General features: G+C 61.4%; 11 protein-coding genes and 1 tRNA gene. 11 read left to right on the top strand and 1 reads right to left on the bottom strand.

From position 1 onward, the window contains the following. Nucleotides 1-72: 72 nt before the first annotated feature. The 5 genes from ppk1 to R3F07_03350 all read left to right on the top strand — a co-directional run bounded on the left by ppk1 (nucleotide 73) and on the right by R3F07_03350 (nucleotide 5,954). Nucleotides 73-2,196: a polyphosphate kinase 1 gene (ppk1, locus tag R3F07_03370; GenBank protein ID MEZ5275404.1), complete on the top strand. Its 2,124-nt coding sequence runs from the start codon at nucleotides 73-75 to the stop codon at nucleotides 2,194-2,196. A 202-nt stretch (nucleotides 2,197-2,398) separates the two neighbouring features. Continuing rightward, nucleotides 2,399-3,019, top strand: a complete 621-nt coding sequence (locus R3F07_03365) for a MotA/TolQ/ExbB proton channel family protein (protein ID MEZ5275403.1) — start codon at nucleotides 2,399-2,401, stop codon at nucleotides 3,017-3,019. A gap of 80 nt (nucleotides 3,020-3,099) precedes the next feature. Next, nucleotides 3,100-3,759 carry an energy transducer TonB gene (locus tag R3F07_03360; GenBank protein MEZ5275402.1) on the top strand — a complete coding sequence of 220 codons (660 nt, stop codon included), beginning with the start codon at nucleotides 3,100-3,102 and terminating at the stop codon, nucleotides 3,757-3,759. Nucleotides 3,760-4,089: 330 nt separating this feature from the next. After that, nucleotides 4,090-4,179, top strand: a tRNA-Ser gene (locus R3F07_03355). Between the two features lie 257 nt (nucleotides 4,180-4,436). Continuing rightward, nucleotides 4,437-5,954 carry a sulfatase gene (locus tag R3F07_03350; protein MEZ5275401.1) on the top strand — a complete coding sequence of 506 codons (1,518 nt, stop codon included), beginning with the start codon at nucleotides 4,437-4,439 and terminating at the stop codon, nucleotides 5,952-5,954. A 34-nt stretch (nucleotides 5,955-5,988) separates the two neighbouring features. Here R3F07_03350 and R3F07_03345 read toward each other — a convergent pair whose 3' ends face one another. Beyond that, complete coding sequence (locus R3F07_03345) at nucleotides 5,989-6,633, bottom strand: energy transducer TonB (protein MEZ5275400.1); 645 nt, start codon at nucleotides 6,631-6,633, stop codon at nucleotides 5,989-5,991. 353 nt (nucleotides 6,634-6,986) lie between these two features. On the opposite strand from R3F07_03345, the gene R3F07_03340 reads away from it, so the two are divergent. The 6 genes from R3F07_03340 (at nucleotide 6,987) to lptB (ending at nucleotide 12,146) form a co-directional block, all read left to right on the top strand. Continuing rightward, complete coding sequence (locus R3F07_03340) at nucleotides 6,987-7,673, top strand: metal-dependent hydrolase (GenBank protein MEZ5275399.1); 687 nt, start codon at nucleotides 6,987-6,989, stop codon at nucleotides 7,671-7,673. 163 nt (nucleotides 7,674-7,836) lie between these two features. Continuing rightward, entirely contained in the window at nucleotides 7,837-9,762 is a 1,926-nt protein-coding gene (locus R3F07_03335) for a thiamine pyrophosphate-dependent enzyme (GenBank protein MEZ5275398.1), read from the top strand. After that, nucleotides 9,759-10,319 carry an HAD hydrolase family protein gene (locus tag R3F07_03330; GenBank protein MEZ5275397.1) on the top strand — a complete coding sequence of 187 codons (561 nt, stop codon included), beginning with the start codon at nucleotides 9,759-9,761 and terminating at the stop codon, nucleotides 10,317-10,319. The genes R3F07_03335 and R3F07_03330 overlap by 4 nt, the downstream gene beginning before the upstream one ends. Then, a complete protein-coding gene (locus R3F07_03325) occupies nucleotides 10,316-10,768 on the top strand; it encodes a hypothetical protein (protein MEZ5275396.1) in 453 nt (150 codons plus the stop codon). The genes R3F07_03330 and R3F07_03325 overlap by 4 nt, the downstream gene beginning before the upstream one ends. After that, entirely contained in the window at nucleotides 10,765-11,406 is a 642-nt protein-coding gene (locus R3F07_03320) for an LptA/OstA family protein (protein MEZ5275395.1), read from the top strand. The genes R3F07_03325 and R3F07_03320 overlap by 4 nt, the downstream gene beginning before the upstream one ends. Beyond that, a complete protein-coding gene (gene lptB, locus R3F07_03315; protein MEZ5275394.1) occupies nucleotides 11,403-12,146 on the top strand; it encodes an LPS export ABC transporter ATP-binding protein in 744 nt (247 codons plus the stop codon). The genes R3F07_03320 and lptB overlap by 4 nt, the downstream gene beginning before the upstream one ends. The last annotated feature ends 17 nt before the right edge of the window (nucleotides 12,147-12,163 follow it).

Here is a 12,163-nt window from a genome sequence, read left to right as displayed (position 1 = left end):
ACAGGCGTGAAACCGCTCGCTCATCTTTTCTCAAGGCGAGCGACCGGGAACTTCCGATCTCGAACCGAAGGTATGGCTGATTCCACTGACACAACGCTCGATCCGAACCCGCCCGAGCGGTCACGCCTGCCGTATTTCAACCGGGAACTGAGCTGGCTCGCCTTCAATCGACGGGTGCTCGACCAGGCCGTCAGTGAGGCCACACCACTCCTTGAGCGTCTGAAGTTCCTCGCCATCGTCAGCTCCAATCTCGACGAGTTCTTCGAAATCCGGGTCGCCGGCCTTATCCAGCAGGTCGACTCGGGCGTCCGCGAGAAGAGCATCGAGGGACTGGATCCCCGGGAACAGCTGCGCCGGATCCACTCGGTGGTGGCGTCTCTGGTTGAGGACCAGTACCGCTGCTGGCACGAAAAGCTGGTCCCGGCCCTCCGGCAGGAGAATATCGTCTTCAAGACCCTCGAGACCCTGACCCGGCGGGAAAAGGCCTGGGTTCGACGCTACTTTGAACGGGAGGTTTTCCCGGTTCTCACTCCGCTGGCCATCGACCCCTCCCACCCGTTCCCGGAGATCGGCAACAAGACCCTCAACGTACTCGTCGCCCTCGACTATCCGGAAACCCCCGAGATCGAAAACCGGATGGCGATCCTTCCGGTTCCGCGCATCCTTCCCCGGATCGTGGAACTGATCCCGGATCAGGCCGGTTCGCAACGGTTTCTGTTTCTGAGCGACGTGATTAAGCTTTGTTGCGCAAAGCTTTTCCCGGGATGCCGGGTCCTGTCCGCCAAGGCCTTCCGCATCACCCGCAACAGCGACCTCTACATCGACGAGGAAGAGGCTGAGAACCTCCTCAAGACGATCGAAGAGGAACTGCGCAATCTGCGCCGCGGGGCGGCCGTCCGACTGGAAATCGAAGAAGGGGTCGATGATGCGCTTTTCCAGATCCTTCTCGACCAGGTCGATCTGCCGAAGGAGTATGTTTTCCAGATCAACGGTCCGATCAACCTGCTCCGCCTGATGGGTCTTCTCGGCGCGATTGACCGGCCCGAACTGAAGGACCCGCCTTTCGTTCCCGGATCGTCCACCGTCGGAATTCCCGGGGAAGTGATCTACGACGCCATCGAAAGGCAGGACATCCTTCTCCACCATCCCTACGAGTCCTTCCAGCCAGTGGTCGATTTTGTCATGCGGGCGGCCCGTGACCCCGCCGTTCTGGCAATCAAACAGACCCTCTACCGCACAAGTGGCGACTCGCCCATCGTGGCGGCCCTGATCGAAGCATCCCGGAACGGCAAGCAGGTGACGGCCCTGATCGAGCTGAAAGCACGATTCGACGAGGCCAACAACATCCAATGGGCCCGGCAGATGGAGGAGGCCGGTGTCCTCGTCGTCTACGGTGTGGTCGGGATGAAGGTCCACGCCAAGTGCTCGCTGATTGTCCGTCGCATTCCGGGCGGCCTCAAGCACTACGTCCACCTCGGAACCGGAAACTACAACCCGAAAACCGCCAGGCTCTACACCGACTTCAGCTACTTCACGTCGCGCGAGGCGATCACCGGCGAGGTGGCCTACCTGTTCAACACGATGACCGGCTACGGCCGCCCCCACCCCTTCAAGCAGCTGCTGGTTGCCCCCTACAATCTGCACAGCGAGATCCAGCGCATGATCGAGGTGGAGACGCGCAATGCCCGACGCGGACACCCCGCCCGCATCCTCGTGCAGGTCAACAGCCTGATCGACAAGGTGACAATCAACAACCTCTACCTCGCTTCGCAGGCCGGGGTTCGGATTGATCTGGTCGTAAGGGGGATCTGCGGCATAGTTCCCGGGATCAAGGGTCTGAGCGAGACGATCCGCGTCCGGAGCATCGTCGGTCGCTTCCTTGAGCATCCACGTGTCCTTTACTTCGAGAATCACGGGCACGAGCCCAGGCTGTTCCTCGGCAGCGCGGACTGGATGCCCCGGAATTTCTACCGGAGGATCGAGTTGATGTTTCCAGTCGAGGACCCCGATTTGCGTGATCGGATCATCAACAACTACCTTCCACTCCTCTGGAAGGACAACGTCAACGCCCGTGAACTGCAACCCAACGGAGCCTACCGCCCTGTCGCGATCAGGGAAGGGGAGCCCCGGGTATCGATTCAATCCACCCTGGTGGCCCGTCACGCCATCCCGCCCGGGACCGATTCCAGCGATTGAAAAAGGGGGCGACTTCCCGTCTTTTTTTGCCGGATTCGACCGGAGTCCTGCCTTGACTTGGCCCGTCCCCCCGGGATTAATGGCACGCTCGGTTCTGTTTTCAGCCATCCGATTCGTTGGATAGGGGACCCTTCCCCGCTGGGAACTGGCTCGGGACTGGACGCCGACACAGGCGCCTTGAACCGCTTTTCTCCTAAATCACATGCAAGAAAGTTCCTGGGACGTATTTCGGATCCTCATCGACGGTGGATGGGTCATGATTCCACTGTTCATGCTCGGCCTCGTCATCTACGGGCTCGGCATCAGCATCATCTTTTTCTTCCGGCGGAACAATTTCCGGAAAGCCACGCATGATCAGGTCAAGGCGTGGGTCGAAGACCCTTCCAGCGCCGACGGACAGGTGGGCGAGATCCTTCGCTATGCCCAGGAAGACGTCTCTTCGATGGAGCAGATCCAGACGCGGTTCGAGGAAATCCGTCTTTCGGAAATCCCCCGCATCAACCTGAGCATCGTCGTCCTCGGAGTTCTCGTGAATGCCGCTCCGCTGATGGGCCTTCTCGGCACGGTTCTCGGGATGTTGACCACCTTTCAGGGCATCTCGATGGGAGGAGCGGAAAAAACCACCGACCTGGTCGCCAAGGGTATCTCCGAGGCCCTCATCACCACTCAGATGGGCCTTTTCCTCGCGATTCCCGGTTATTTTCTCGTCTACAACGTGAAGTCCAAGCGGGCCCAATTCGAGTCGTTCCTGGTCCGCCTGGAGAGCCTGACCCTTCAGGAGTTCAAGAAGCGCACCCAGTCGAACGGCAATGCTGTTTCCTGACGCCTCTGGACTTCGAACGATCTTGGTGTAGACTCTTACGATCGCCCATTCCCCCCTTTAACCTCCAATCCCTTCGCCCAGTGAACAAAATCTACAAAACCGCGAATCATAAATCGAGGGTTTCCATCACCGTGATCGGCGGGTTCGTCGCCACGGCAATTCTTTTCCTCGCGCTGCCCTTCACCCAGCTCCTCAATGCGGTCAAGAGTTCCGGTGACGGAGTCGAGTTGTCCGACTACTCGATGCCGCCTCCCCCTCCCCCGCCGGCCGAGCCGCCACCGCCCCAGGAAGATGAGGAAGACAAGGACAAGCCCGAGCTCGAGACCAAGCCGCCGCCGCTGACCTTGGCCCAGCTGGAAATCGCGATCAATCCCGGCGATGGCGGAGCTTCCGGAGATTTCGGCTTCGGCACCTTCACCGCCGACTTCAACGCCCTGGAGGAACTCGAGGTCTTCGAACTGGCAGACCTCGACAAGATTCCCAATCCCCTTCACCGGGTCGCCCCGACCTATCCCTATGAAATGAAGCAGGCGGGCATCAGCGGCAGCGCCCGCGTCATCTTCATCGTGGACGAGAACGGCCGGGTGCGCTCACCGCGAATTGATTCCTCGACCCATCGCGAATTCGAGCAGCCCTCGATTGACGCGGTCCTTCAGTGGAAATTCGAGCCCGGCATGAAGGACGGACGCGCGGTCAAGACCCGCATGATGCTCCCGCTCAAGTTCAACCTGAACAACTGAGTCGGAACGTTCACTGATTCCTTTCAGAAAAGCCCGGTTTCGACCGGGCTTTTTTTGTGCTCAGGTTCCCTCCTGGAGGTATCCAAATCGGTTTGGAAAGCCTGATTTTGAGTCAGGTCGGGACTTGCATCCTCCAGCCACCTTATGCGTAATCCCTCCTTTCGACAGGAGAGGTGGCAGAGTGGTCGAATGTACCTGACTCGTTCCGAGCCTGCCCCTCAAGGCAGGCGACAACGCCGACGCAGAGCGAGGCTCCCAATCAGGCCTGATTTTGAGTCAGGTCGGACTTGCATCCTCCTGCCACCTTGTGCGTAATCCCTACTTTCGACAGGAGAGGTGGCAGAGTGGTCGAATGTACCTGACTCGAAATCAGGCGTGCCCGTAAGGGTACCGTGGGTTCGAATCCCACCCTCTCCGCCACTCACAAAATAGTCCCGCATCCCGAAGTCCGCGAAATCGACCACAGTGACGTCCCCGGCCGATGGTGGGATGAGTTCCGAGCCCTGAAAGGGCCACATCTCTGTCGCTCAGGCGACATACACCCTCGGGGTTCTCCACGACTGCTGACACGGGCGACTGGTGGTCGCCCTGCCCGGACCACCATTATTACCCCGATTCCGGACGATTCCGGTTTTTGCCTCGAACGCGGGCGCTGACCGTCTAGATTCGATCTGACCATGCGCATCCTCTACATCGACATCGACTCCTGCCGCGCAGACCACCTCGGCTGCTATGGCTACCACCGCAACACTTCGCCGCAAATCGACGCAGTGGCCCGGGAGGGCACCCTCTTCCATCAGTGCTTCGCGAGCGATGCCCCCTGCCTGCCGTCGCGGACCGCCCTCTACAGCGGTCGGTTCGGAATACACACCGGGGTGGTCGGCCACGGCGGCTCAGCCGCCTCTCCGAAAAACGAGGGTCCGACCCGGGGCTTTCGCGATCTCTTCGACGAACAGGGACTGGCCCGTCAACTGCAGACCAAGGGTTTCCACACCGCGATGATTTCGCCCTTCGGACAGCGCCACGCCGCCCACTGGTTCTATGCGGGATTCAACGAGATCCACAATACCGGGATGGGGGGAATGGAATCGGCCGAACACGTCGCCCCCGTCCTCGACAAATGGCTCGAGGACAATGCGGCCCGGGACAATTGGTACCTTCACCTCAACTTCTGGGATCCGCACACCCCTTACCGCGTCCCTGAAAGCTACCCGAACCCCTTCGAGAACGATCCGCTGCCCGAATGGCTGGCGGACGGCAGCGCCCTGAAACGCCATCAGGCCACGACCGGCCCGCACACCGCCCTCGACATCGGCATGTACACCGGCAGCGAGGAGGAGGCGTCCTCGCCCTACCCGCGCCACCCCCTCTCCCTGACCGACAAGGACGAACTGAAGCGGATGATCGACGGCTACGACACGGGCATCCGCTACGTCGACGACCATATCGGTCGCGCGATTGAGCAATTGCGCCGGGCCGGTGTTTACGACGACACCGCCATCATCATCTCAGCGGACCATGGGGAGAACCAGGGAGAGCTTGGCATCTACGGCGAACACGGGACGGCCGACGTGCCGACCTGCCGTGTCCCCCTGATCATCAAGTGGCCGGGAGGAAAGATCGGCGAGAATTCAAAATTCCACTACAATCTCGATCTCGCCCCGACCCTGATGGAACTGCTCGGGGGTAAAGCCTGCCCGATCTGGGACGGAGAAAGCTATGCCACCGCCATCACCGATGGCGACCCGGATGCCGGTCGGGAAGAGGTCGTTTTCAGTCAATGTGTCCATGTCTGCCAACGCAGCGTTCGCTGGGAGAAATGGCTCTACATCCGAACCTATCACGACGGATTCCATCTTTTTCCGCAGGAAATGCTCTTCAACCTGGAAACCGACCCGTACGAAGAGAACAATCTTGCGGGTTCACATCCGGAGATCTGCCGGGAGGGCAATTGGCGACTGGCACGCTGGCACGACAGACAGATGCAGAAAATGGCGAAAACGACCTCGGACGTGGCCGATCCCCTCTGGACGGTGATCCACGAGGGCGGCCCGTTTCACGCCCGCACCACCCTGCCCGGTCAACCGGGAGGTCTTCCGGGTCTCGCCCGCTACATCGACCGCCTCGAAGCGACCGGCCGCGCCGACGGGGCCGCCATTCTGCGTCAGCGCTACTTTCCCGACACGGTCAAATAGAAGGAAATTCCTGAGGTGAAAGCGATTCGCCGCCTCATTGGGCCACGGCGAACATGGGTTCCGCGTCTTCCGGATCCGCCGATACGATCTTGAAGACCATCGGGATCCGCATGCGGAACTCCACCTTCTGGCCATCCACCCGCCCGGGAAGGAAACGCCAGCGTTTGAGAGCGGAGATGACGCTCGCCGAGAATTCGGGATGATCCGAGCTGACGACGACCACATCCCAGGTCTTGCCCTCACGATCAACCCGGAATTCGGCGACCACCTTGCCCTCGATGGCCTGCCGCCGCATCACTTCAGGATAGGTCGGGCGTTCCCTGAAAAACGGGGTCGGCGTGTTGTCAAGATCCTCGACGTTGAAGACGAATTCCGTCTCCACCCTCTCGGCGGGTTCAAAACTCTCGAGAACCGGCATCTGAATAGCCCTGGGCGTTTCGGTGACCTGCTTTTCGGCGGCCGTCCAGCCCGCGGGAATGGTCCCCCGATCAGCCAGATTCAACCGTTCATTCCGGACCGAGATCGATGGCTCGGCCACCGTTTCGCGTGAGATCGCCGGAGCAGTGGTGATCAGACCCAATCCGCTTTTCGAAGGCCCCCCATGACGATCCGTGCGATTCATCAAGGGAATCAGGAGGAACAGGAACGCGACGACAACCATGGCTGTCGCGCCAGCCATCAGTCCGGACCCTTTGGAGGATTTGCCGCGCTGATACATCGGAGGGGGTATATTCCTTTGATTCGGCCTCAACGATGCGTTCTTGATCGAATGGATCGCAAAAACACCGTCGATCTGAAAAGAAAGTATGGAGGAATCGGCCTCAGGAGTCAATCCGGCGGGAGTGCAATTCTTCGAATTCCGATCCAAGCCGCTCCGACGACGACAGCCCTGTCTGTCTGTTCCAAAACGGTTGAAACCACCCGGGGTCGGTCCATCATGGACAAGCCAGACCATCTGGCTGACCGGATCGGGCCGTTCTTCCATCCCCGCCCGCTCCGGTCAGCCGCCGATCATCAGCCAGATCTCGCGTAATGAAACTGACCTATCTCTCCCATTCCGGTGTCCTGATCCAGACCGGGACCCACGCCATCGTGATCGACCCCTTCCTGACCGGAAACGACAAGGCCCCGATCGGGCCCGATGAAATTGAATGCGATTTCATCATCATCACCCACGGGCACGACGACCACATCGGTGACGCCGCAGCCATAGCCCGGCGGACCGGCGCAACCATCGTCGCCAATTTTGAAATCGCCACCTATTTCGAACGACAGGGGCTCACGACTCACGGAATGGGGACCGGAGGTCAATGGAGGTTTCCCTTCGGTCAGGTCAAGCTGACGTTGGCCCATCACAGTTCGAGTTATCCCGACGCCGAGGGAAACCTACGCTACATGGGAAACCCCGCGGGGATCATCCTCAACCTGGAGGGGCGCACGATCTACCATGCGGGTGACACCTGCGTTTTCCTCGACATGGAATTGATCGGGCGCATGCACCCCCTTGATCTCGCTCTCCTGCCGATTGGAGACAATTTCACCATGGGGATCGGCGAAGCGGCCGAGGCCGCCCGCCTGCTCAAACCCAAAGTCATCATCCCCATCCACTACAATACCTTTGACCTGATCCTGGCCGATCCGGCGGAACTGGCCCGCAAGCTCGAGGACAGCGGGTCCCGGGTCGTCGCCCTGAAACCGGGGGAATCCCTGGAACTTTAGAGTCTGTCCCGATCTGATTTTGCTCGAGTCAATTCGCCCCCACCGGTAATCACGGACCGCCACGATGGAATTCTCGCCGCCACCCAACGCCCTGCGCCAACGGACCTTACAACCGAGTTCGTCTGAAGACTCCGATTCCGCGCTGCTCCAGTCCTACCGTTGGATGCATTTCGCAAGGATGATGGACGACCGGATCTTTCACCTCTTCCGACAGGGCTTGATCAAGGGTACCGTGACCGGCGGCCAGGGGAATGAGGGACTGACCGTCCCGCTCGCACTCCTGCTCGACAAGGAGATCGACGTGGTGTCCTGGACCCACCGCGACCTGGCCGGCCACCTGATCTGGGGGGGCCATCCGGGGGATCACCTCAACCAGTACCTGGCCAACGCCGAGAGCCCGACGAAGGCACGCGAGGGCAACGCCCATCACGGGGACCCCGCCCACCGGAGTTATCCCATGATCAGCCATCTGGGGGCCATGCTCTCCAATGTGGTCGGAGGGACCGACTCCCAGCGCCGGAAAGGGCTTCCCGCCATCGGCGTGGCCCTTCTGGGCGATGGCGGCACCAGCACCGGCGACGTTCATGAATCGATGAATCTGGCCAGTGTCCTCGGCATCCCTGTCCTCTTCATCATCGAGAACAACGGTTACGCCTACTCGACACCGGTCTCCGAACAATACGGGGTCAAGGATCTCTCCTCCCGTGCGGCCGGCTACGGCATGAAAGGTCTGGCCCTTGACGGAACCGACGTGGAGGCCTGCCTGCAGGTCCTGCCGGCCGCGATCGCCGAAGTCCGCGAATCCGGCCGACCCATGCTGATTGAAGCCCGCGTCCTGCGTCTGCGGGGCCATGCCTGCTACGACACCTGCACCTATCTCAAACCCGGCGAAGCGGAAAGCTGGGCTCCGCTTGATCCTCTCCGACGACTGCGCGAGCGCCTGACCACCACCGGAGCCATTGCCGCGGTTGCGACCATCGAAGAGGAGAACTCCTCTTTCCTCGAGGATATCGTCTCCACCGCCCTGCAGGTGGCCCGCCCCCTCCCCGGAGATTTCGCGGCGGAGGTGCTCGCCCCTTCGACCGGGCCGATACCATGGACAGTGACCACGGAGAAGGAAGAACTGACCATGGCCCAGGCGATCAACCGCGCCCTGAAGAAGATCCTCTCCGAACGTGCGGAGTCGCTGATCATGGGCCAGGACATCGCCGATTACGGTGGCGCCTTCAAGGTGACAGACGGCTTGTTCGAAGCATTCGGCCGAAGCCGCGTCCTGAACACACCCCTGGCGGAGTCGGCCATGGTCGGCTATGCGACCGGCCTGGCCCTGAACGGACACCGACCGGTCGTTGAATTCCAGTTTTCGGATTTCGCAACCGACGCCACCACCCAGATCCTGCTCAATGCCGGCACCTACCACTTCCGCTCCGGCGCATCGGTTCCCCTCGTCCTCCGACTTCCGAACGGAGGTGGTCTCACCTTCGGCTCCTTTCATTCCCAGGACCTTGAAGCCCTCTACGCCCACGCCCCCGGACTGAAGATACTTTACCCGAGCACCCCACAGGACGCCTACAATGCCCTGCTCGCCGCTTTCGAGGACCCCAATCCCGTCCTTCTCTTCGAGCACAAGAAACTCTATCGCAACCGCAAGGGCCTGGTCGGCTTCGACCCCGACTACCTCTCCGTCTGGCACCCCCGACAGGTCGCCTCGGGGCTCCACGCCACCCTGGTCACCTACGGGGAGATGGTCGGCCAGACGGAGCAGGCCGCCCGGACTCTCGAAACAGAATATGGCTACACCTTCGACCTGTTCGATATCCGGGCGATCGCCCCGCTCGAGCTTGGCGCGATCACCGCGTCGATCGACCGGACCCACCGTCTTGCCGTCATCCATGAGGGGAGGCGGACCTGCGGGTTCGGGGCCGAGTTGGTCAGCCGCCTGGTCGAGGACAAGTTTTTCGACCTGGAGGCCCCGCCCCTTCGTATTGCTTCATTGGATACACCCGTCCCCTTCGCCCCGGAACTGGAGGAAACCTACCGCCCCTCCGCCAACCGCATCGCCGACAGGCTGATCGAATGGATGGATTGAGTTCACGCGCACCGGACCGGCGACCGGTCGGCCCGGCCACTCCGGGTCCCGGGGATCTCCCGGCGAGGCGATGGGCCGCCATCCGCCTTTTCGCGATGGACGTCGACGGCATCCTGACCGACGGCACGATCCTCGTTTCCTCCGACGGATCCGAGACCAAGCGATTCTCCATTCTGGACGGACTCGGCCTGGTCCGGCTCCGGGACGCGGGAGTGATTCTCGCCTGGATCTCGGGGCGGGAATCCGGCGCCACCACCCGCCGGGCGACGGAACTCAAGATCACCCACCTTGTCCAAGGGCGCACCGACAAGCGCGAGGTTCTCGAGGATCTTGCTTCCCAACTCGGGATCAAACAGGAGAACATCTGCTATATGGGCGACGACGACATCGATGCGGACGCGATCCGCTGGGCCGGAATCGGCATCACGGTGCCCGATGCCATGCCCGCTGCGGTCGAGGCCGCCGATGCCATCACCACCCGCCCGGCCGGATTTGGCGCCGTGCGCGAAGTCTGCGAACAGATTCTGCCCCGGGCCCGACCGGGCACAAGGTCATGAAGCCCCGAGTCGTGATCTGCCTCGGACTCGCCATTGTCGCGATGATTCTCATCCCGCTTCATTCCGTCCTTCTGGCCCAGATGATCCCGAATGCACCGGTCGAGAATTTCCGCCTGCCCATGTTCAATCCCGAAGGCTACCGCACCTGGGAACTGCGCGGGGCCAAGGGAATCTACCGAGATGGGGATCACGTCGACCTGGTCGAGATGGAAATCCAGCTCTTCACCGGGGATGCCTCCAGCGAGGTGCAGACCGAGATCACCAGTCCCGATGCCACCGTGCTCATCGCAGAAAACAAGGCGGTCGGGCACAACGGCATTCTTATCACCAATCGGGATTTCAAAATCACCGGACAGAACTGGACTTGGCACGGCAACGAAGATCGAGTGTCCATCGAAACCAACGTCGAGGTGACCTTCTTCGAAGGCATCGGAGACATCCTGAAATGAAACACATTCTCGCCACCGCGACCGCTCTGCTCGCCTTCTCCGGATTCGTTCCCATCACCGCTGCAACCCCGGCCGCGGATGAGCCGTCCATCCCTGAAACGGTGATCTCTAGCGACCGGCTCGAAATGGAGAATGACGGCGAGAAGGCCTTCTTCCTCTTCTCCGATCACGTCAAACTGACCGGCAACAACCTGATCGTCACTTGCGACCGCCTGGAAATCCATGCCGACCGGACCGGCGACCTCGAGGCCAATGTGGGCCAGATCGGCAGTATCCGTCAGATTCTCGCCCTCGGCAACGTCTCCATCTCGCAGGAAGGCCGGGTGGCCACCGCCGGCCGGGCCGAGGTCCTGCCGGGTCAGGACAAGATCGTCCTGACCGAGAGTCCGATGGTCACTGACACCCAGGGAACCGTCTCCGGGGAACGCATCACCTTTTTCCGCGGCGATCGGCGCGCGATCGTCGAAGGAGGCGCCACCGGCCCGGCCCGGGTGATTCTCCCCGCCCTTCCGAATCTCGGGTTCGACAACAACGTGGTCGAACCCCCAGCGCCACCCGAAGCCCAACCGGACACCGGCGACGCGCCAAGAACCAGCGAGAAAAACGAGGCCCCTGTCACGGAGACCGAGGAAACGTGACTGAACGCACCGCACAGACCCCCTCGATCGAGGCACGCAACCTGGTCAAGGTCTTCGGAACCCGCCGGGTGGTCTCCGGGGTGAACCTGGACGTCAAGGCAGGCGAGATCGTCGGCCTGCTCGGACCCAACGGAGCAGGCAAGACCACCACTTTCTACATGATAGTCGGCCTGATCCGGTCGACCGAAGGCAAAGTCACTATCCAGGGCCACGATGTGACCCGGATGCGGATGCACCAGCGTGCCCGACTGGGCGTGGGTTACCTGCCCCAGGAACCCAGCGTCTTTCGCAAGCTCACCGTCGAAGAGAATATACGGGCCATCGCGGAGACTCTCCCGCTCAACCGGCACGAACGCGCCACCGTCACGGCCGAACACCTCGAGGAACTGGGCTTGACGTCGCTGGCCGGGCAGAAGGCCTACACCCTGAGCGGCGGCGAACGCCGCCGTCTGGAGATATCCCGGGCCCTGGTCACCCGGCCCCGCTTCCTTCTCCTCGACGAACCATTCTCCGGAGTGGACCCGATCAGCGTGGCCGAGGTGCAGCGCATCGTTCTGTCCCTAAAGGAGCGCGGGATCGGTATCCTCATCACCGACCACAACGTGCGCGAAACCCTGCGCATCGTCGATCGGGCCTACCTCATCCACGAGGGCCGGGTTCTCTGCGAGGGCACCAGCGACTTCCTCATCCAGGACCCGCAGAGCCGGAAGTTCTATCTCGGCGAGGATTTCAATCTCTAGAAGCCCCCGGAATTCGA

Source organism: Opitutaceae bacterium, assembly GCA_041395105.1.
Taxonomy (GTDB): Bacteria; Verrucomicrobiota; Verrucomicrobiia; order Opitutales; family Opitutaceae; genus B12-G4.
Note: the sequence above shows the minus strand (reverse complement) of the source record. Positions and strands in the feature narration are given on the sequence as shown.